General features: G+C 72.2%; 14 protein-coding genes. 8 read left to right on the top strand and 6 right to left on the bottom strand.

Translation table 11 applies throughout. The annotated features are described in order from the left end of the window. The first annotated feature begins 86 nt into the window (after positions 1-86). On the top strand, positions 87-3,464 hold the full coding sequence (locus ACFYX0_RS04105) for a pyruvate carboxylase (protein WP_311700307.1): 3,378 nt from the start codon (positions 87-89) through the stop codon (positions 3,462-3,464). 220 nt (positions 3,465-3,684) lie between these two features. Next, positions 3,685-4,608 carry a DMT family transporter gene (locus ACFYX0_RS04100; RefSeq protein WP_388966088.1) on the top strand — a complete coding sequence of 308 codons (924 nt, stop codon included), beginning with the start codon at positions 3,685-3,687 and terminating at the stop codon, positions 4,606-4,608. Between the two features lie 33 nt (positions 4,609-4,641). Here ACFYX0_RS04100 and ACFYX0_RS04095 read toward each other — a convergent pair whose 3' ends face one another. Next, positions 4,642-5,292 (bottom strand): FMN-dependent NADH-azoreductase, encoded by a 651-nt coding sequence (locus ACFYX0_RS04095; RefSeq protein WP_388966085.1) that lies wholly within the window; start codon positions 5,290-5,292, stop codon positions 4,642-4,644. Between the two features lie 137 nt (positions 5,293-5,429). Between ACFYX0_RS04095 and ACFYX0_RS04090 the strand changes: the two genes are divergently transcribed. From ACFYX0_RS04090 to ACFYX0_RS04080, 3 genes are all read left to right on the top strand, one after another. Continuing rightward, positions 5,430-5,801: a winged helix-turn-helix transcriptional regulator gene (locus ACFYX0_RS04090; protein ID WP_388966083.1), complete on the top strand. Its 372-nt coding sequence runs from the start codon at positions 5,430-5,432 to the stop codon at positions 5,799-5,801. Positions 5,802-6,109: 308 nt separating this feature from the next. Next, positions 6,110-9,994, top strand: a complete 3,885-nt coding sequence (locus tag ACFYX0_RS04085) for a Pls/PosA family non-ribosomal peptide synthetase (protein ID WP_388966081.1) — start codon at positions 6,110-6,112, stop codon at positions 9,992-9,994. A gap of 68 nt (positions 9,995-10,062) precedes the next feature. Continuing rightward, positions 10,063-11,442, top strand: a complete 1,380-nt coding sequence (locus ACFYX0_RS04080; RefSeq protein WP_388966079.1) for a M1 family metallopeptidase — start codon at positions 10,063-10,065, stop codon at positions 11,440-11,442. Between the two features lie 69 nt (positions 11,443-11,511). On the opposite strand, the gene ACFYX0_RS04075 is transcribed toward ACFYX0_RS04080, so the two are convergent. The 5 genes from ACFYX0_RS04075 to fae form a co-directional block, all read right to left on the bottom strand. Beyond that, a complete protein-coding gene (locus ACFYX0_RS04075) occupies positions 11,512-12,696 on the bottom strand; it encodes an iron-containing alcohol dehydrogenase family protein (protein WP_388966075.1) in 1,185 nt (394 codons plus the stop codon). A 32-nt stretch (positions 12,697-12,728) separates the two neighbouring features. Then, the gene (locus ACFYX0_RS04070) at positions 12,729-13,667 is read right to left on the bottom strand and encodes an NAD(P)-dependent oxidoreductase (protein WP_388966072.1); all 939 of its coding nucleotides are present in this window, start codon (positions 13,665-13,667) and stop codon (positions 12,729-12,731) included. A gap of 62 nt (positions 13,668-13,729) precedes the next feature. Continuing rightward, complete coding sequence (locus ACFYX0_RS04065; RefSeq protein ID WP_388966069.1) at positions 13,730-15,250, bottom strand: aldehyde dehydrogenase family protein; 1,521 nt, start codon at positions 15,248-15,250, stop codon at positions 13,730-13,732. Beyond that, positions 15,247-16,359 carry a mandelate racemase/muconate lactonizing enzyme family protein gene (locus ACFYX0_RS04060; protein ID WP_388966067.1) on the bottom strand — a complete coding sequence of 371 codons (1,113 nt, stop codon included), beginning with the start codon at positions 16,357-16,359 and terminating at the stop codon, positions 15,247-15,249. The genes ACFYX0_RS04065 and ACFYX0_RS04060 overlap by 4 nt, the downstream gene beginning before the upstream one ends. Then, on the bottom strand, positions 16,356-16,919 hold the full coding sequence (gene fae / locus ACFYX0_RS04055) for a formaldehyde-activating enzyme (RefSeq protein ID WP_388966064.1): 564 nt from the start codon (positions 16,917-16,919) through the stop codon (positions 16,356-16,358). The genes ACFYX0_RS04060 and fae overlap by 4 nt, the downstream gene beginning before the upstream one ends. A gap of 223 nt (positions 16,920-17,142) precedes the next feature. Between fae and ACFYX0_RS04050 the strand changes: the two genes are divergently transcribed. The 3 genes from ACFYX0_RS04050 (at position 17,143) to ACFYX0_RS04040 (ending at position 21,087) form a co-directional block, all read left to right on the top strand. Further along, a complete protein-coding gene (locus tag ACFYX0_RS04050) occupies positions 17,143-17,940 on the top strand; it encodes an IclR family transcriptional regulator (RefSeq protein ID WP_388966062.1) in 798 nt (265 codons plus the stop codon). Between the two features lie 198 nt (positions 17,941-18,138). Next, a complete protein-coding gene (locus tag ACFYX0_RS04045; RefSeq protein WP_388966059.1) occupies positions 18,139-19,614 on the top strand; it encodes an NAD-dependent succinate-semialdehyde dehydrogenase in 1,476 nt (491 codons plus the stop codon). Positions 19,615-19,725: 111 nt separating this feature from the next. Next, positions 19,726-21,087, top strand: a complete 1,362-nt coding sequence (locus ACFYX0_RS04040) for an MFS transporter (RefSeq protein WP_388966056.1) — start codon at positions 19,726-19,728, stop codon at positions 21,085-21,087. Positions 21,088-21,129 lie beyond the last annotated feature (42 nt).

The raw sequence follows: 21,129 nt of genomic DNA, 5'->3' as shown, positions 1-21,129 counted from the left end.
GGGCGCGGGCCCGGTCCGGCGCCGGTGCAGAGACACCAACGCTCGCCAGGCGCCTGATCCGGCGCACCCATCAGAAGGGACCGTTGATGTTCCGCAAGGTACTTGTCGCGAACCGGGGTGAGATCGCCGTCCGTGCGTTCCGCGCGGCCTATGAACTGGGCGCCGGGACCGTGGCGGTGTTCCCGTACGAGGATCGCGGCTCGCTGCACCGGCTCAAGGCCGACGAGGCCTATGAGATCGGGCAGAAGGGCCACCCGGTGCGCGCCTATCTGTCGGTCGAGGAGATCGTGGCGGCGGCCCGCCGGGCGGGGGCGGACGCCGTGTATCCCGGGTACGGGTTTCTGTCGGAGAACCCGGATCTGGCCCGGGCCTGCGAGGAGGCCGGCATCACGTTCATCGGTCCGAGCGCCGATGTCCTGGAGCTGACCGGCAACAAGGCCCGCGCCGTCGCAGCGGCGCGTGCCGCCGGGGTGCCGGTGCTCGGCTCCTCGCGTCCCTCCACGGATGTCGGCGAACTGCTCGCGGCAGCCGAGGAGGTCGGGTTCCCGCTGTTCGTGAAGGCGGTCGCCGGCGGTGGCGGGCGCGGTATGCGACGGGTGGAGGAGCCCGAGAAGCTCCGGGAGGCCATCGAAGCGGCGTCCCGTGAGGCCGAGTCCGCGTTCGGGGACGCGACCGTGTTCCTGGAGAAGGCCGTTGTGGACCCGCGCCATATCGAGGTGCAGATCCTCGCCGACGGCCAGGGCGACGTCATCCACCTCTACGAGCGCGACTGCTCGGTACAGCGGCGGCACCAGAAGGTCGTCGAACTGGCCCCCGCTCCCGGCCTCGACCCGGTGCTGCGGGACCGCATCTGCGCCGACGCCGTCGCCTTCGCCCGCACCATCGGCTACCGCAACGCCGGCACCGTCGAGTTCCTGGTCGACCGTGACGGCCGGCATGTCTTCATCGAGATGAACCCGCGCATCCAGGTCGAGCACACGGTGACCGAGGAGGTCACCGATGTCGACCTGGTCCAGGCGCAGTTGCGCATCGCCTCGGGGCAGTCGCTGGCCGACCTCGGCCTGTCCCAGGACACGGTCTACGTCCGCGGCGCGGCCCTGCAGTGCCGGATCACGAGTGAGAACCCGGCCAACGGGTTCCGCCCCGACACGGGAACGATCAGCGCCTACCGCTCGCCCGGCGGCTCCGGCATCCGGCTCGACGGCGGCATCGCGTTCGTCGGCTCCGAGATCAGCGCCCACTTCGACTCGATGCTGGTGAAGCTGACCTGCCGGGGCCGTGACTTCGCCACCGCGGTGCACCGCGCCCGCCGCGCGGTCGCCGAGTTCCGGATCCGCGGTGTGGCCACCAACATCCCGTTCCTGCAGGCGGTGCTGGACGACCCCGACTTCCGGGAGGGCCGGGTCACCACCTCGTTCATCGAGGAACGCCCGCATCTGCTCACCGCCCGCCACTCCGCGGACCGGGGCACCCGGCTGCTGACCTATCTCGCCGACGTCACCGTCAACAAGCCGCACGGCGCGCGCCCCCGCCTGGTCGACCCCACGACCAAGCTGCCGCACGTCCCCTCCGGCACGCTCCCGCCCGTGGGTTCGAAGCAGCGGCTGACCGAACTCGGCCCGGAGGGGTTCGCCCGGGCGCTGCGTGAGTCGCCCACCGTCGCCGTCACCGACACCACCTTCCGCGACGCCCACCAGTCCCTGCTCGCCACGCGCGTGCGCACCAAGGACCTGCTGGCCGCCGCCCCCGTGGTGGCGCACACCCTCCCCGAGCTGCTGTCCCTGGAATGCTGGGGCGGCGCCACCTACGACGTGGCCCTGCGCTTCCTGGCCGAGGACCCCTGGGAGCGGCTGGCCCTGCTGCGTGAGGCGGTGCCCAACATCTGTCTGCAGATGCTGCTGCGCGGCCGCAACACCGTCGGCTACACCCCCTATCCGACCGAGGTCACCGACGCCTTCGTCGAGGAAGCCGCCCGCACCGGCATCGACGTCTTCCGCATCTTCGACGCGCTCAACGACGTCACGCAGATGCGTCCCGCGATCGACGCCGTACGGGCCACCGGCACGGCCGTGGCCGAGGTCGCCCTGTGCTACACCGCCGATCTGTCCGACCCGGCCGAGAAGCTCTACACCCTGGACTACTACCTCAAGCTCGCCGAGGAGATCGTCGAAGCGGGGGCGCACGTCCTGGCGATCAAGGACATGGCCGGGCTGCTGCGGGCGCCCGCGGCCGCACGACTGGTGACGGCGCTGCGCCGGGAGTTCGACCTGCCGGTCCATCTGCACACCCACGACACGGCCGGCGGGCAACTGGCCACCTATCTGGCCGCGATCGGCGCGGGCGCCGACGCCGTGGACGGGGCGGTCGCCTCCATGGCGGGCACGACCTCCCAGCCGTCCCTGTCCGCGATCATCGCCGCGACCGACCACTCCGAGCGGCCCACCGGGCTGAGCCTGCGGGCGGCCTGCGATCTGGAGCCGTACTGGGAGACCGTACGCCGTATCTACGCCCCCTTCGAGGCCGGTCTGGCCGCGCCCACCGGGCGGGTCTACGACCATGAGATCCCCGGCGGACAACTGTCCAACCTGCGTGTCCAGGCGCGTGAGTTGGGCCTTGGTGACCAGTTCGAGGAGATCGAGGCGATGTACGCGGCCGCCGACCGTATCCTCGGCCGTCTGGTGAAGGTCACCCCGTCGTCCAAGGTGGTCGGCGATCTCGCGCTGCACCTCGTCGGCGCGGGTGTCACCCCGGCCCAGTTCGCGGCGGAGCCGGGCGCGTACGACATCCCCGCCTCGGTGATCGGATTCCTGCGCGGCGAGCTGGGCGACCCGCCCGGCGGCTGGCCGGAGCCCTTCCGCGGCAAGGCCCTCAAGGGCCGGGCCGAGGCCAAGCCGGTCGCGGAACTGACCGAGGAGGACCGCGAGGGCCTGGAGAAGGACCGCAGGACCACGCTCAACCGGCTGCTGTTCCCCGGACCGGCCAAGGAGTTCGAGGCACACCGCGACGCCTACGGGGACACCGGTGTCCTGCCCAGCAAGGACTTCTTCTACGGGCTGCGGCCGGGCGAGGAGCACTCGGTCGACCTCGAACCCGGTGTGCGCCTGCTCATCGCCCTGGAGGCGATCGGTGAGGCGGACGAGCGCGGCATGCGCACGGTGATGGCCACGCTCAACGGCCAGCTCCGGCCGGTCCAGGTCCGTGACCGCTCGGTCGCCTCGGATCTGCCGCCCGCGGAGAAGGCCGACAAGTCCGACCCCCGGCATGTCGCCGCACCGTTCGCCGGGGTGGTCACCCTGGCCGTGCAGCCGGGCGCCCAGGTGGAGGCGGGCGCGACGGTGGCGACGATCGAGGCGATGAAGATGGAGGCCGCCATCACCGCGCCCGTCGCCGGAACGGTGGGCCGCCTGGCCGTCGACTCCGTACAGCAGGTGGAGGGCGGCGATCTGCTGATGGTCATCGGCTAGTCCGGCACGTCCCCGGTTCCCCGCCGGGCCAGGAAGGCCGCGCGGGGGACCGGCCCGTCCCTTCCGACCGCGGCGCCGGACGGCGCGGTCTCGCAGCCGCCGGTGGAAGCCCCCGCCGATGGGTGCCATCGTGGAACGCGAGCCGGAACCGGCTGGGCAGCGGGACCGGAGTGCTGTACCCGCAGTGGACAGTGCACTACGCGGAAGCGGTACGAACCAGATGATTGTCGCGGTCGTGTTCGCCGTGCTGGCCGCCTGCAGCAACGCGGTCGGAACGGTGCTGCAGCGACGTGCCGCGGTGGCGGCGCCCGACTCCACGGCGCGGTTCGGGCTCGTCCGGCAGTTGCTGCGCAGCCCGCTCTGGTTCGGGGGCATCCTGGGCGTCGTCTTCGCCGCGCTCTTCCAGGCCCTGGCCCTGAACGCGGGCAGTCTGGCCGCGGTCCAGCCCCTGTTCATCCTGGAGCTTCCGCTGGCTCTCGTGGCCGGCAACGCTCTGTTCCGGGTGCGGGTGTCAGGCAAGGCGTGGTTCTGCGTGCTGTGCATCTTCGTGGGCCTGGCCGTCAGCCTGTTCTCGGCCGCCCCCTCCGGCGGGCGCTCCCAGGTCCCCGGACTGTGGTGGGTGCCGGCCCTCGCCGTGGTGGGCGGGGCCGGGGTCCTGCTCGTCCTGGCCGGGTTGCGCCGCCCCCGCGGACTGGCGCGTGCGGCCTGCCTGGCCGCCGCGGCCGCGATCGGCAACGCGCTGACGGCGGCGCTCGTCAAGTCCGCCATGAACGTCATGTCCGAGCAGGGGGCGACGGGGTTCTTCCTGGCCTGGCAGACCTACGGCTTCGCGGCCGCCGGTTCACTCTCCATCCTGCTGCTCGGCTACGCCATGCAGGCGGGCCCGCTGATCGCGTCCCAGCCGGCCCTCACGCTCGGGGACGCGACCGTCAGCTTCTGCCTGGGCGTCGTCCTCTACGCCGAGTCGCCGCGCCATGGACTGTGGATGCTGCCCGCGTTCCTCGGCGTCGCCCTGCTCTGCTACGGCGTCTTCGCGCTCTCGCGCACCCCGTGCCTCGCGGGCTGCGTCAACCCGGAGCCCGAGGAGCCACGGCACGGAGCGCGGCCCGCCTCGGCCGGCCCTCACCCTGCGACGGCCGACTGAGACGGGACCGCGGCTCCCGCCGGTCCGGTTCGCTCAGGCGGCGAGGCGCTCGGCGAGGGCCTTGGCCTTGGCGGCTGCCTCCTGCAGGGCGCGCTCACGGGAGGCCTCGAAGAGCGGCACCAGCTCGGCCATGGCCGGGTTGTACGGGGCCATGGTCAGCTCGGGCACGATGAAGTCGAGGTCGAGGCCGAGCCCGTCGGCGAGGACTGCCGTCAGGTAGTTCTGCACGTACTCGAACGACTCCCGCGGCGTGCCCGGCGCGTAGGAGCCACCGCGGCTGGCGACCACGGTGACCGGGGTGCCCTTGGCGGAGGGGGTCTCGCCGGCGGTGCGGCCGATCAGGATCACGTTGTCCAGCCAGGCCTTGAGGGTCGACGGGATCGTGAAGTTGTACATCGGGGCGCCGATCAGCACGGCGTCCGCCTGCTCCAGCTCCTCGATCAGCCGCACGCGCTCGGCGAAGGCGGCCGCCTGCTCCGGGGTGTGGGTGGCGGGATCGGCGAACCCGGCCGAGTGGGCGTCGGCGGTGATGTGCGGCACGGGCTCGGCGGAGAGGTCACGGTAGATCACCGTGCCCTCCGGGTGCTGTTCCTCCCAGGCCTTGCGGAAGGTCTCCGTCACCGCCCGGGAGGCGGAGGCGGAGGTCGGGGACACGGACGAGTCGAGGTGCAGGAGGGTGGCCATCGGGGTCTCCAAAGAAGGGTGTCTGTGGGCGCCGCCGGGGAGACGGCCGCCCAGAGCTAAGTTTTCGTACTGGACTATAGATAACACAGGTACTTACTTTTTTTTACCTCCACACAGAGGCGCAGTATCCTGGGGGCATGACGGTCGAACAGAGCCACGACCCCGGCGCCTGCAAGCAGGTGGACGAGGGCATCACGCGGGTCTTCCAGTTGCTCGGCAAGCGCTGGACCGGCCCGATCGTGGCCGTACTCGTCGAGCAGCCGGCCAACTTCGCGGCCCTACGCCGCGCCATTCCCGGCCTCAGCGAGCGCATGCTCTCCGACCGCCTCACCGAACTCGGCGCCGCGGGACTCGTGGTACGCGAGGTCGACGAGGGCCCGCCGCTGCGGGTCTCCTACCGCCTCACCCAGGCGGGGGCCGCGCTGGAGCCCGCGCTGAAAGAACTCGGCCAGTGGGCGAGCGAGCATCTGCCGGGCAGCGGGCCCTGTTCGGAGCCGTGCGTGGAGTGACGGCTGAGACCGGCGCGGGGCGGCGGAAAGGGCCCCAGCCGGGCCCCGTCGTGGGTTTTCGCTGTTCGGCGGCACCGGACTCCGGGGGTGTGGGGCATATCTCGTCACGTTGACACATCCCCATGTCAGCGCACCGGAATTACTGCTTCCGGGCGCGCTGAACAGGCCCTCGAAGGGCGGACGGGCCCGTCCGTGTCCACCCTCGTACTAAGATTGTCCGCTTGTTTGGAGCTGGACCGGAAGATCCCCAGGCATCCCTGCGGCCCCCCAGCGCCCGGAGCGATCCGGGAACGACACGTGAGGACCCGATGGCAGCCCTCCAGCAAGGCCCCGCACTCGCGCTGTCCGATGCGGAGCTGCGCGCCGAGTTCGGCGACCGCGCGCGCTTCCTCGCCGCCCCCGCCGCATCGCCGCGCACCCTCGTGGACGTCTTCGACGCCGCGGTACGGGCGCACCCCGACGAGCCAGCCCTCGACGACGGCCGCCGCAGCCTGACCTACCGGGCCCTGGCCGCCGAGGTCGAAACCCTGCGACGCCGCCTCGCCGGCGCCGGAGTGGGCCGCGGCGACCGGGTCGGCGTACGCGTCCCGTCCGGCACCAACGACCTGTACGTGGCGATCCTGGCCGTGCTCGCGGCGGGAGCCGCCTATGTCCCGGTGGACGCCGAGGACCCGGACGAGCGGGCCGAGCTGGTGTTCGGCGAGGCTCAGGTGCGCGCGGTCATCGGCGCCGGGCACCGGATCACCGTCGACGAGCCGTCCGACGTCCCCGCCGCCCGCCCCGACGTCGAGCACGACGCCTGGATCATCTTCACCTCCGGTTCCACCGGCAAACCCAAGGGCGTCGCCGTCAGCCACCGCAGCGCCGCCGCGTTCGTGGACGCGGAGGCGGCGCTCTTCCTCCAGGAGGAGCCGATCGGGCCCGGCGACCGGGTCATGGCCGGCCTCTCCGTGGCCTTCGACGCCTCCTGCGAGGAGATGTGGCTGGCCTGGCGGTACGGGGCCTGCCTGGTGCCCGTGCCGCGCTCGCAGGTCAGAAGCGGCGCCGACCTCGGCCCCTGGCTGGTCGAGCAGGAGATCACCGTCGTCTCCACCGTGCCGACCCTGGCCGCGCTCTGGGAGCCCGAGACCCTCAACGACGTCCGCCTGCTGATCTTCGGCGGCGAGGCCTGCCCGCCCGAGCTGGTGCAGCGGCTGGTCACCGAGGGGCGGGAGGTCTGGAACACCTACGGTCCGACCGAGGCGACCGTGGTGGCCTGTGCCGCGCTGCTCACCGGCGAGGAGCCCATCCGGATCGGGCTGCCCCTGAACGGCTGGGAGCTGGTCGTCGTGGACGACGCCGGGCAGCCGGTCGCGATGGGCGAGAGCGGACAGCTGGTCATCGGCGGGGTCGGGCTCGCCCGGTATCTCGACCCCGAGAAGGACGCGGAGAAGTACGCGCCCCTGCCGTCCCTCGGCTGGGAGCGCGCCTACCGCAGCGGGGACCTCGTCCGGGCCGAGCCCGAAGGGCTGGTCTTCCTCGGGCGTGCCGACGAGCAGATCAAGCTGGGCGGACGACGGATCGAACTGGGCGAGGTGGACGCCGCACTCCAAGCGTTGCCCGGGGTGGCCGGTGCGGCCGCCGCGGTGCGCACCGCCCGCAGCGGCAACCAGCTCCTCGTCGGCTATGTCGTCACCCAGGAGGACTGGGACCAGGCGGCGGCCGTCGAGCGGCTGCGCGCTGAACTGCCCGCCGCCCTGGTCCCGCTGCTCGCGCCGGTCGACGACCTGCCGACCCGCACGTCCGGCAAGGTCGACCGCAATGCGCTGCCCTGGCCGCTGGAGGGCCTGGAAGGCCCCGCCGCGCAGCTCTACGGCACCGAGGCCTGGCTCGCCGAGCAGTGGACCGAGGTCCTCGGCATCCCAGTGGCCGACGCCTCCGACGACTTCTTCGCGATCGGCGGCGGCAGCCTGGCCGCCGCCCAGCTCACCACCCGGCTGCGCACCCGCTACCCCAGCGCGGCCGTCCTCGACATCTACCAGCAGCCGACACTGCGCAAGCTGGCCCGCCATCTGGAGGAGTCGGCCCAGGACGACGGCGCGGAGCGCGTGATCGCACCCGTCTCCAAGCGCGCCGGGGCGCTCCAGCTCCTCCTGCTCGTCCCCCTCTTCACGGTGCTCGGGCTGCGCTGGACCGTGGCGCTGGCCGCGCTCGGCAACGTGCTGCACTGGTTCGGTCCGTACCCGTGGGCGCCGGTCACCTCCTGGTGGGCCGTGGCCGCCGGGGCGGTGGTGTTCCACAGCCCGCCGGGGCGGCTCGCGATCGCGGCGGGCGGCGCCCGGCTGCTGCTGCGCGGGGTCACACCCGGCCGCTACGCGCGCGGGGGCGGCGTGCATCTGCGGCTGTGGACCGCGGAACGGCTCGCCGAGTACAGCGGGGCTGCCTCGCTGACGGGCTCCTGGCTCCAGCGGTACGCCCGGGCGCTGGGCGCCAAGATCGGCCCGGACGTGGATCTGCACTCGCTGCCGCCGGTGACCGGCATGCTCAAGCTCGGCCGGGGCGCGGCCGTAGAGTCCGAGGTGGACCTGTCGGGCTACTGGCTGGACGGCGACCGGCTGGAGGTCGGCACGGTCAAGGTGGGCGCGCACGCCGTGGTCGGCACGCGCAGCATGCTCTTTCCGGGCGCACGGGTCGGCAAGCGTGCCGAGGTGGCCCCCGGTTCGGCCGTCGCCGGACAGATCCCGACCGGTCAGCGCTGGGCGGGCGCGCCCGCCGTCAAGCTCGGCAAGGCCAAGCGCAACTGGCCCAAGGAGCGACCGGGGCGCGGCACCTGGTGGCGGACGATGTACGGCGTCAACGGGCTCGCGCTGACCGCCCTGCCGGTCCCGGCGGGTGTGGCCGCGCTGCTGGTCGCACACCCGTTCGTCGATCCGGCGGCCGGACTCGGCGCCGCCCTGCGAGGGGCCGCCCTGGCGCTCGTTCCCGCCACACTCGCCTACGGGCTGACGTACGCGATGGTGCTCCTGGTCGCCGTACGGCTGATGAGTCTCGGGCTGCGCGAGGGCACCTATCCGGCCCACAGCCGGACCGGCTGGCAGGCCTGGACGGTCACCCAGCTGATGGACCGCTCGCGCGAGACCCTGTTCCCGCTGTACGCCGGGCTGGTCACCCCGGTGTGGCTGCGGCTGCTCGGGATGCGGATCGGCCGGGGCGCCGAGGTGTCGACCGTCCTGGCACTGCCGAGTCTGACCACGGTCGGCGACGGGGCGTTCCTGGCCGACGACACGCTGACCGCGCCGTACGAACTGGGCGGCGGCTGGATGCGGATCGGGCGCGCGGAGATCGGGCGGCGGGCGTTCCTCGGGAACTCCGGGATGACCGCGCCGGGCCGCAGTGTGCCCGACGGCGGTCTGGTCGGCGTGCTCTCCGCGACCCCGAAGAAGGCGAAGAAGGGCAGCTCCTACCTGGGGCTGCCGCCGGTGAAGCTGCCGCGCACCGCCTCCGACAGCGACCAGAGCCGCACCTATGAGCCGCCGGCCCGGCTGCTTGTGGCGCGAGGGCTGGTGGAGCTGTGCCGGATCGTGCCCGTGTTCTGCTCGGCGGGGCTCGCCGTGCTGACGGTGGCGGCGCTCAGCGCGCTCGGCGTCTGGGCCTGGCTGCTGAACGGGCTGGTACTGCTCGCCGCGGGACTGGCGGGCGCCGCCCTGTCCGTCGTGGCGAAGTGGCTGCTCGTGGGCCGGCACCGCAGCGGCGAGCACCCGCTGTGGAGCTCTTTCGTCTGGCGCAACGAGCTGGCGGACACCTTTGTCGAGGTCGTGGCCGTGCCCTGGCTGGCCGGGGCGGTGCCGGGCACTCCGCTGATGACGCTGTGGCTGCGCGCACTCGGCGCCCGGATCGGCCGGGGCGTCTGGGTGGAGAGCTACTGGCTGCCGGAGACGGATCTGGTGACGCTGGAGGACGGCGCCACGGTCAATCGCGGCTGTGTGCTGCAGACCCACCTCTTCCACGACCGGATCTTGCGGACCGATACTGTGATCCTCCGTGCGGGCGCGACACTTGGCCCAGGCGGAATCGTCCTGCCCGGCAGCACGGTCGGGGCCCGCACCACGTTGGGTCCCGCCTCGCTCGTGATGGCGGGGGAGTCGGTGCCCGACGACACCCGCTGGCTGGGCAACCCGATCGAGGCATGGCGTCCCCGGAAGCGAACGACGTGACTCGGCCCGGGCCGGAGGACGGAGCACCGGCACGACGTACGAGCACAGCGCAGGGAGCAGACGCAGCAGTGAGCCCTCAGCAGAAGGTGGAAGCGGACCCCTACTTCCCGGACAACGGCGATCCCCGCTACCGGGTCAACCGCTACGAGCTCACGCTGGACTACCGTCCCGGCCCCAACCGGCTCGCCGGGACGGCCCGGCTGGGCGCCATAGCGGGCGGCGCGCCGCTCACCGAGTTCCAGCTCAACCTGGCCGACTTCCGGATCGGCCGGATCAAGGTCGACGACCGGGCGCCGCACTACACGCACCGCGGCGGCCGGCTGCGCATCCGCCCGTCGAAGCCGATCCGCGCGGGTGCCGCGTTCACCGTCGAGGTCCACTGGTCGGGCAATCCGAAGCCGGTCAGCAGCCCCTGGGGCGGGATCGGGTTCGAGGAGCTGGAGGACGGGGCACTGGTGGCGAGCCAGCCCATCGGGGCGCCGTCCTGGTACCCGTGCAACGACCGTCCGGCGGACAAGGCGTCGTACCAGATCTCGGTGACCACGCCCTCGGCGTACTCGGTGGTGGCGGGCGGGCGCCTGCTGACCCGTACGACGAAGGCGTCGACGACCACCTGGGTGTACGAGCAGTCGGTGCCGACCTCCAGCTATCTGGTGGGACTGGCGATCGGCAGGTACCACACGGTCCTGCTCGGCGACCCGGGCGAGGGCGGTGTGCCGCAGTACGGGCACCTTCCCGCGCGTCTGCTGCCGCAGTTCTCGCGGGACTTCGCGCGTCAGCCCGCCATGATGGAGCTGTTCCAGGAGCTGTTCGGCCCCTATCCGTTCGGCGAGTACGCGGTGGTGGTGACCGAGGAGGAGCTGGACGTCCCGGTGGAGGCACAGGGGTTGTCGCTCTTCGGCTCCAACCATGTGGACGGCGCCAGGGGTTCGGAGCGACTGGTGGCGCACGAGCTGGCGCACCAGTGGTTCGGCAACAGCGTGTCCGTCGCCGACTGGCGGCACATCTGGCTCAACGAGGGCTTCGCGAAGTACGCGGAATGGCTGTGGTCGGAACGGTCGGGCGGCCCCACGGCCGCCCAGCTGGCCGCGACGGCACACCGGAAGCTGTCCGCGCTGCCGCAGGACCTGCGGCTGTCGGACCCGGGCCGCAAGCGGATGTTCGACGACCGGCTCTACGAGCGTGGCGGCCTCGTGCTGCACGCGCTGCGCTGCGCGCTGGGCGACGAGGCCTTCCACCGGATGCTGCGCGGCTGGGCTGCCGTCCACCGGGGCGCGACCGTGACGACCGCCGCCTTCACCAAGCACGCCGCGCGCTACGCTGGCCGGCCCCTGGACGATCTGTTCACCGCCTGGGTGGACGAAGCGGCGCTGCCGCCGCTGCCGTCCCAGGTTGCCGTGGTGCCGATGCGCCCGCCGTATCCGCCCAGCAACGCCGGGTCCCTATGACCCGCCGGGGGCCGCGCCCGCCGGTCCGGATGAACGGACACCGGCCCGGGGAGCGCCCGGCTCCCCGAGTCAGCGGCACTCGTACGTCCGCGTCAGGATCTCCAGTACCTCGGCCTCGACCGGCAACCGCGGCGTGTTCTTGGTCACGGCGTCGGCCACCGCGCCGGCCGCGATGGCCGGCAGCAGTGCGCGGTCGGCGCCCAGCTCGCGCAGCGGCCGCTTGATGTCCAGCGCCCCGGAGATCTCCCGCACGGCCGCTACGGCGGCCCCGGCCCAGTCGCCGTCGGCGGGCGGTGCGAGGCGCATCGCCCGGGCCACCCGCTCGTACGCGCCCTGCGCGGCGGGTGCGCTGAACTCCATGACCTCCTCGAGAACGGCGGCGAGAGCCACTCCGTGCGGGGTGCCGGTGTGGGCGGTGATCGCGTGGCCGATGCCGTGCACGAGGCCGAGCCCGGAGAGGGTCAGGGCCTGCCCCGCCAGGTGTGCGCCCATCATCAGCGCGGCGCGTGCGTCGAGGTCCGAGCCGTCCCGGTACGCGACGGGCAGGGCGCGGCTCACCATGGCCACGGCCTGGGTGGCGTACGCGACGGAGAACGGGTTCGCGCCCCGCGAGGCGAGCGACTCGATGCCGTGGACCAGCGCGTCGAGGCCGGTAGCGGCGGTGGCCGGGGCGGGCAGGCCGAGCGTCAGCTCCGGATCCAGCAGGGCGATGCGCGGCTTGACCGAGGGATGACCGATATAGACCTTCCGGCAGGCCTCGGTGTCCTCGATCACGCCGAAGCCATTGGTCTCCGCGCCCGTGCCGGAGGTGGTGGGGACGGCGACGACCGGCAGTCCCTGCGCCGCCTCCCACAGGTGATCGGCGTCGGCGGCCACCGCGTCCGGGTTGCCGACCAGCAGGGAGATGCCCTTGGCCGCGTCCAGGACCGAGCCACCGCCGAGCGCGACGACCACGGCGGGGCCGAAGGCGCGGGCCCGCGCGGCGCCCGCGTCGACGTTGCCCGTGGACGGGTTGGGCGCCACCTCGTCGTGGACGGTGTACTCGATGCCTGCGCTGTCGAGGGTCTTGAGGACGCGTTCGACGACGCCGGCGGCGCGCAGCCCACGGTCCGTGACGACGAAGGCGCGGGCGTGGCCGGTCGTCGCGATCAGCTCGGGCAGCAGGGCGATGCGACCAGGCCCGAACTCGACCTGGCAGATGGGTTCGATGCTCAGCGAGGCCGTGGCGAGGCTGTCGCGCTGGGGAGGGGTCATGGGATGCGGCTCCTGAAGTGCTGCGTACCGGTTCAGACCGTGACTGCCGTGGTGTCCGGGGCAACTGCCGCCGGGGCGGGCAGGCGGAACTCCTGCCCCGCGAGGGCCTCATAGAGGCGGACCGGGCTCATCTCGCCCGCGAGGTCGCCGTGCTGGGCCTTGGCGCGGCGGTAGATCTGCTCGACGAGGGCGGACAACTCGGTGGACACGCCCAGTTCGCGGCCGAGGTCGACGGCGAGCCCGAGGTCCTTGCAGGCGAGGGCCATGGCGAAGGAGTCGTCGTAGTCACCGTCGGCGAGCACGCACATGATGTCGTGCTGCAGGAAGTGGGAGGCGGCCGGGCTCGCCAACAGCGCGTTGCGCAGCACCCCCAGGTCGACACCGGCCTTCACGCCCATGGCGAGGACCTCCGAGGTGGCGACCAGATGACTGAACCAGAGCAGATTGATCATCAGCTTGACGGTATAGCCCGCGCCGGGCGGCCCGACGTGCAGGATGCGCTGCGGGTCGCCCATCACCTCCAGGACGGGCAGGGCGAGGCGGAAGTCATCGTCCCGGCCGCCCACGAAGATCTGCAGGGTGCCGGCCTCGGCGCCCCGGGCCATGCCGCTGACCGGCGCGTCGAGCCGGCGCACGGCCCGGGCGTCCAGGACCTCGGCCGCGACCCGCTCCGCCGTCGCCGGCGTCGAGGTGGACATGTCGATCCACAGCGCGCCCGCGGGCAGGGCCTGGGCCGCCCCTCCGCGCAGCAGCACGTCCTCGACGATGCGCGGGGTGGGCAGCATGGTGATCAGGAACTCGGCGTCCCGTGCGCACTCGGCGGGGGAGCCGGCCCAGCGGGCGCCGAGTGCGAGATGGCCGGCGGCGGCCTCGGGCCGGGAGTCGTGCACGGTGACCTGGTGTCCCGCCTGGACCAGATGGCGGGCCATGGGGTGGCCCATGTTGCCCAGGCCGATGAAACCGATCCTCATCAGTGTCCTCGATGCTGTCGGAGATGAGACGAAGGGGGTGCCCGACCCGAACCGGTCGCGGATCAGGCGAGATTGATCCAGGTGGTCTTGAGCGCGGTGTAGGCGTCCAGCGCGTGCAGGGACTTGTCGCGGCCCGCGCCGGTGGCCTTGAAGCCGCCGAACGGCGTGATGACGTCGCTGGCGTCGAAAGTGTTGATCCAGACCGTGCCGGCCCGCAGTCGCCTCGCGGTGCGGTGGGCCACGGTCACGTCCCGGGTCCACACCGAGGCCACGAGACCGTAGTCGCTCTCGTTGGCGAGCCGTACGCCCTCGTCGACGTCTCCGTCGTAGGACACCACCGCCAGGACCGGCCCGAAGATCTCCTCCTGGCCGACGACGGAGGTGTTGTCGACTCCGTCGAGAATGGTGGGTTCGACATAGCTGCCACCGAGCTCGGCCAGTGTGCGGCCGCCGCCGAGCAGTACGGTCGCGCCGTCCTGCGTACCGCGCTCGACATAGCCGAGGATCTTGGCGAGCTGGGTCTCGTCGACGATCGGCCCCATCACGGTGGACGGGTCGAGGGGGTCGCCGACGCGGAAGGTCTCGGCGGTGATCCGGCGCACGGCGTCCAGCAGCCGGTCCTTGACACCTGCGTGCACGACGACGCGGGATCCCGCGTTGCAGGTCTGCCCCGCGTTGTAGAAGATGCCCCAGGCCACGGCCGCAGCGGCCGCCTCGATGTCCGCGTCGGCCAGGACGAGTTGCGGCGACTTGCCGCCCGCCTCGACGGCGACCTGCTTGCCGTTGGACTCGCCCGCGTACACCTGGAAGAGCCGGGCCACCGGCGCCGAGCCGGTGAAGGCGATCTTGTCGACGTCCGGATGGCGGCCGAGTGCCTGCCCGGCGACCTCCCCCCGTCCCGGGACCACGTTGAGGACACCCTCGGGCAGCCCCGCCTCGGTGGCGAGCGCGGCCAGCCGGAGCGCGGCGAGCGAGGTCTGCTCGGCCGGCTTCAGCACCACGCTGTTGCCGGTGGCGATCGCGGGCCCCAGTTTCCAACTGGCGATCAGCAGGGCGTAGTTCCAGGGCACGACCACGCCGACCACACCGAGGGGCTCGCGGGTGATCAGCGCGAGCGCGTCACCGGGGGTCGGTGCGACCTCGTCGTATGTCTTGTCGAGGGCCTCGGCGTACCAGGCTATGGTCTCCGCGGCCTTGGCCACGTCCACGCGCAGCGACTCCGTGATGGGCTTGCCCATCTCCAGTGTGTCGAGGAGGGCGAGTTCCTCGGCGTTCGCACGGATCAGCTCCGCCCAGCGCAGCAGGACGTGCTTGCGCTCCTTGGGCGCGAGGTCGCGCCAGCGTCCGTCCTCGAAGGCCGTACGGGCCGACCGGACGGCCCGGTCGACGTCCCCGGCGGACCCGGCCTGCACCTCGCACAGGACCGAGCCGTCGCGGGGCGACACGCTCGGGAAGCTCTCGCCGGAGGTGGCGTCGGTGAAGGTGCCGTCGATGTACGGGCGGGTCTCGAAGGTGAGTTTGCCGGCCGCGGCCCGCCATTCGTCGTGGGAGCGGGTCAGCAGTTCCTCGATGGTGTCGGTCACTCGACCCTCCAGCGGTCGATCGCGTCCTCGTCCAGTTCGATGCCGAGACCGGGTCTGTCCGGTACTTCGAGGCAGCCGTCGGCGTTCACCTGCACGGGCTCGGCGAGCATGAAGTCGCGGCGCTCGGGGGTCCAGCCGGGCGGATCGTAGGGGAACTCGAAGAACGGGCCGCCGCCGACGCCTGCCGCGACATGCAGATTGGCCAGCACGCCGATGCCGTTCGTCCAGCTGTGCGGGGTGAACTGGCGGTGCTTCAGCTGCGCGAGTTCGGCCAGGGTGCGGGCGCGGTGCATGCCGATCGCGAGCACCACGTCCATCTGGTAGATGTCGAGGGCGTCCTCTTCGAGGTAGCGCAGGAGCTCGGTGGGGGAGTGGTGCATCTCGCCGGCCGCGATCCGTACGCCCGGGTTCTCGGCCCGCAGCCGCTTGAAACCGTTCAGATCCGCGTACGGCAGCGGCTCCTCCACCCAGAACACATCGAGCTCGGCGAGCCGGGCGACGACCTTGCGGGTCTTGGCGAGGTCGGAGGCGTTCGCCGTGTCACCCGCCATCCGCCAGGACTGGTTGAGGTCGACCATGACCTCGAAGTCGTCGCCCAGTTCCTCGCGTACGGCGCGTACCGCCGCGATGCCCTCGTCGACGTGGTCCCGGTCGATGCGGATCTTCATGGCCCTGAAGCCCGCCTCGCGCGCCTTCAGGGCCGTTTCGACCCGCTCGCGCGGCGACTTCAGCTCCCCGGACGAGGCGTAGGCGGGCAGCTTCTTCGCCGCGTTGCCGAACAGCTCGGAGACCGGCCGGCCGTGCACCTTGCCGATGACGTCCCACAGGGCCGCCTCCAGCGGCCAGTAGGAGGCGCCGTGGAAGTTCGCGGTCTCGATCGCCCTGACATGCCGGGTGATGTCGAGCGGGTCCTCGCCGACGAACAGATGCTTGTAGGTGCCGAAGCCGTCCATGAGGTCGCCGGAGCCCAGGCCGGTGATCCCCTCGTCGGTGTGCACGCGGACGATCGTGGCGTCGAAGTGGCGGCGCGGCTCGGGGTCCCAGGCGGCGTGGAAGGGCGGATCCAGTTCCAGCCGGAGCCGGTCCAGGGTGATGTCGGTGATCTTCATCGGGTGGCCGCCTCGGGTGCCGATGCGGCGAGCACCTCGGGGGAGGGCGTGTAGAACGGGTTCGCCGGACCTTTCTCGGCGGCGGCCAGGGCGTCGAAGACCGTGGGCGTACCCGTCACGGCCGCGCGGATCGCGCCGTGCGCGGCGGCCCGCTGGTTGCGGAAGCAGGCGTCGAGGTCATGGACCGCCGGATTGACCCACACGGCGGCGATGATCAGCAGGTTGTCGGCTTCCGCGGCCGGGATCAGGTTCTGCGCCACCGCGTCCAGCACGCCCTGGGCCAGGCCCGCCTGGGCGCTCCCCCAGGTGGCGCGCTCATGCAGATCGCTGCCGACGACGGCCTTGTTCACGAACAGTGTCAGCGGCTTGACCGGCACCGACGGGCGTAGGACCGTCATGAACGGCACATGTCCGCCGCTCGGCGTGGCCAGCGCGGTGGCCCACGCGGTCTCGACCGGGCCGCCCTTGCGACCGATCACCACGTTCGTGTGGGCCGCATTGGCGCCGTCACCGACGAAGGACTCGCCGATCAGCGCCGCGGCGGCGTAGGGGGAGGGCATCGGAACTCCTGGACCGTTGGTGGCGGGAGGCTCCCTGGGGAACCCGGATGCGACGTGAGTACGGGATGAACCTCGCATTCGGTGCAGTTCATCCGTGCTGATGCGGCGAATCTAGGTCGGCCTTCACCCCCTCGCAAGGCGGTCACGGGAATCGAAACGCCGGTTGCTCTCCTGACAACTCGCGGGCTGACCTGGGGCTCCCTCCTGGTGTCGCGGGCCTAGGATGACGCGCGTGACGGACACCTCCTCGGCCTCGCGGGGGCATGGCCTGCGCCGGGACATCGACCTGCTGGAGGCCCTCGCCTCCGACGAGGCACAGACCGCCGGCGGCCTCGGCGTCGTACGGCTCGCCTGCCTGGTGGGACGCGAGAAGACCCAGGTCTCCCGCGCCCTGAAGGCCCTCGCCGCCGAGGGGATCGTCGAGCGTGACCCCGACACGCTGGAGTACCGCCTGGGCTGGCGCCTGTTCTCCCTCGTGGCCCGCACCTCGGAGAGCCGACTGGTGCGGGTGGCCGAGCCGCTGATGCACGCCCTGTCCGCGGACCTGGAGGAGACCAGCCATCTGTGCGTGCTGAGTGACCAGGAGGTCCTCACCCTGCTGTCGGTCTCCGGCCACTCCTTCCGCGTCCACGGCTGGGAGGGCCGCGGGGTACCCGCCTGGCAGACGTCCGCCGGCCGCGTCCTGTTGGCCGACGCCACCCCGGACGAGTTGTACGTCCGCTTCGGCACGACCGGTGACATGCCGGTGCCCGAGCTGTGGGGGCTCATCCAGGAGGCCAGGAAGCAGGGGTACGCGCGGGTCAGCGAGGAGTTCGAGGAGGGTCTTGTCGGGGTCTCCGCCCCGGTGCGCGACTTCCGGGGCCGGGTCGTCGCGGCCCTCAACATCTCCGCGCCCAAGAACCGGCTGGGCGGCCGCCTCGACGACGCGGGCCGTACGACGGCCCGCGCCGCGGCCCGCGTCTCGGCGCTGCTGGGCTGGGAACCCCGGCGCGCGCAACCGGCCAGGACCGGACTGACCTGAGCGACGCGGCAGCGCCCACCCCTGCCTCAGCAGGCGCGAGTGCACCGTCGGCCCGCACCGCGCCGCAGCGATCGTCGAGTTGCCCTCACAGCAACCCCCGTTGCGATCCGCCGACCTGGCCTTGTCCGCCGTATGCCGCGCTCGTACATTCACCGCCCATCGGACGAACCCCGGTCCGAACGGAGAAAAGAGCAGCTCATGAACCTCGTCGGCATCGACACCCTCGCCAAGGCCCCGCTCGCCGACGGCGATGTGTTCATCGGCGGCCGCTGGCTCCCGGCCGCCGACGGACGGACCTGTCCCGTGTACGACCCGGCGACCGGAGACCTCATACGCGAGGTGTCCGCGGCGGGTCCCGACGATGCCCGCGCCGCGGTCGAGGCGGCGGCGGCCGCCGCGGCCGGGTGGCGTGCGACGCCGCCCCGGCGCCGCTCCGAGATCCTGCACGACGCCTTCCGGCTGATGCGGGAACACTCCGACCAGCTCGCCGTCCTGATCGTGCGGGAGAACGGCAAGGCCTACCGGGACGCGGTGGCCGAGGTCGGTTACGCGGCCGAGTTCTTCCGCTGGTTCGCCGAGGAGGCCGTCCGCATCGGCTCCTCCTTCGGCGACGCCCCCGGCGGCGGCTTCCGGCACATCGTCCGCAGGCACCCGGTCGGCGTCACCGCATTCGTCACACCCTGGAACTTCCCGGCCGCCATGGCCACCCGCAAGATCGCCCCGGCACTCGCGGCCGGCTGCCCCGTCCTGCTCAAGCCGGCCCCGGAGACCCCGCTGACCGCGCTCGCGGTGGCCGCCCTGCTCACCGAGGCCGGACTGCCCGGCGGACTGCTCAACGTCCTGCCCACCGACCGAGCCCCAGAGGTCGTCTCGACCTGGCTCGGCGACGAGCGGATCCGCAAGTTCTCCTTCACCGGCTCCACCGAGACCGGCAAGCTGCTCCTCGCCCAGGCCGCGGCGAACGTCGTCAACGTGACGATGGAACTCGGCGGGAACGCGCCCTTCGTCGTCTGCGCCGACGCCGATGTCGACGCCGCCGTACAAGGCGCGATGGACGCCAAGATGCGCGGCGGCGGCGAGGTCTGCGTCGCCGCCAACCGGTTCTACGTCCACGCCGACGTCGCCGCCGAGTTCACCGCCAAGTTCGGCGCTGCCATGGCCGCCGTGCGCACGGGAGGGGGCATGGAGGAGGGCGTCACTCTCGGACCCATGATCAACCGGGCGGCGGTCCAGAAGATCCGCTCCCTGGTCGACGACGCGCTCGCCCGTGGCGCGAGGATCGCCGCACAGGGCACGGTCCCCGACGGACCCGGCCACTTCCACCCCGCCATGGTCCTCACCGACGTCCCCGACGACGCCCGCGTCCTCCACGAGGAGGTCTTCGGCCCCGTCGCCCCGCTCACCACCTTCACCGACGAGGACGAGGTCCTCGCGCGCGCCAACGCCACCGTCCACGGACTGGCCTCGTACGTCTACTCCCGCGATGTCGCCCGCGCGCTGCGCCTCGCCGAACGCCTGGAGACCGGCATGGTCGGCCTCAACCGGGGCCTGCTGTCCGACCCTGCCGCGCCCTTCGGCGGCGTCAAGCAGTCGGGCCTCGGCCGGGAAGGCGGCCGCGAAGGCATCGAGGCGTTCCTGGAGACGCAGTACATCGCCCTCGACTGGCCCCTGTGACCTCCTCGCCCCTTCGTACCTCCCCTACGCCCCCTCCTTGAGCCTTCCCCCGCCATGCCCTGGCCCGGGCCCCGAGCCCCGGCCCGGACACCGAACAGACAAGGACCGCTCATGGCAACGACGCCTGCGACCGCACCCCAGTCCGGCACTCCGCCGACCGCCGCCCTGCTGCGTGAACGCCGCCGCCTGCACACCAAGCTGAAGCTGGCCACCCAGATAGGCGAGGGCATCGACGGTTACATCATCGGCGGCATCGGCATGGCGATGGCCGCCCTGACCACCGACCTCCATCTGTCCACCGTGATGGAGGGACTGGTCGGAGCCTCCCCGCTCATCGGCATCTTCGTGGGCGGCCCGCTCTTCGGACGGCTCGCCGACCGGTTCGGCCGGCGCCCGGTGTTCCTCGCCGACATGCTCATCTTCCTGGTCGGCTCGGTGCTCCAGTTCTTCGTCACCGACGGGCTCCAGCTCTTCCTCATCCGGCTGGTGATGGGGGTGGCGATCGGCGGCGAGTACGCCATCGGCGCGCCGCTGCTGTCGGAGTACGCGCCGCGGCAGGGCCGGGGCAGACTGCTGGCCAGCCTCGAGATCAGCTGGTACGTCGGCTACGCGCTGGCCACGGTCGTCGGCGCTCTGTTCGCCGACGTCCAGGGCGGCTGGCGCTGGTCCCTGGCCAGCAGCTCGGTCATCGCCCTGGTGTGTGTGGCACTGCGTGGCGGCATTCCTGAGTCGGCCCGCTGGCTGCTGAGCAAGGGCCGCCACGAGCAGGCCGAGGAACTCATCGCGAAGTACGGCATCGAGATCGATGTGACCGCCGAGCTCGACGACCTCGCCGAGGCCGGGCAGGAGGGGTTCCGCGCCCTGTTCAGCCGCCGGCACCTGCGCAGCACGGTGTTCGCCGGTGTCTTCTGGGCCGCGCTCGTACTGCCGTACTTCGCGATCGGCACCTTCTGGACCCAGGTCTTCGACGCGCTCCACATGGGCGACAACGCGGTGGCGGCGCTGCTCGTCTACTCGTTCACCGCCGTCGCCGGTGTCACCGCGGGCTGTCTGGTCGTGGACCGCATCGGGCGCCGCAAGCTGCTGATCCCGCCGTTCTGGATCACGGCCGGCTGCCTCGCGCTGGTCGCCGTGTGGCCTTCCGTCACCCCGGTCATCGTGGGCGGCTTCCTCTTCTTCATCTTCCTCAACGCGGCCTCCAGCGCACTGACCGCGGTCTATCCGCTGGAGGTGTTCCCCACCTCGCTGCGCGCCACGGGCGTCGGCTTCGCGACCGCCATGAGCCGCGTCGGCGCCGCGATCGGCACTTTTCTGCTGCCGATGGGCCTCGACCGCTTCGGCGTCCGCTTCGTTCTCCTCGTGGGCGCGGGCGTGCTCGCCGCCGGCGGGCTGGTCTCGCACTTCCTGGCCCCCGAGACCACGGACCTGGATCTGGCCAGGGCGGCCCGGACGGCCCGCGAACCGGTCGCCTGAGCAGACGCCGCGGGCACGGGACCGCGGGGCGGCCCGACCGGG

Origin of the sequence: Streptomyces sp. NPDC002573 (assembly GCF_042889625.1) — a bacterium.
GTDB classification, from domain to species: domain Bacteria; phylum Actinomycetota; class Actinomycetes; order Streptomycetales; family Streptomycetaceae; genus Streptomyces; species Streptomyces gibsoniae.
Note: the sequence above shows the minus strand (reverse complement) of the source record. Positions and strands in the feature narration are given on the sequence as shown.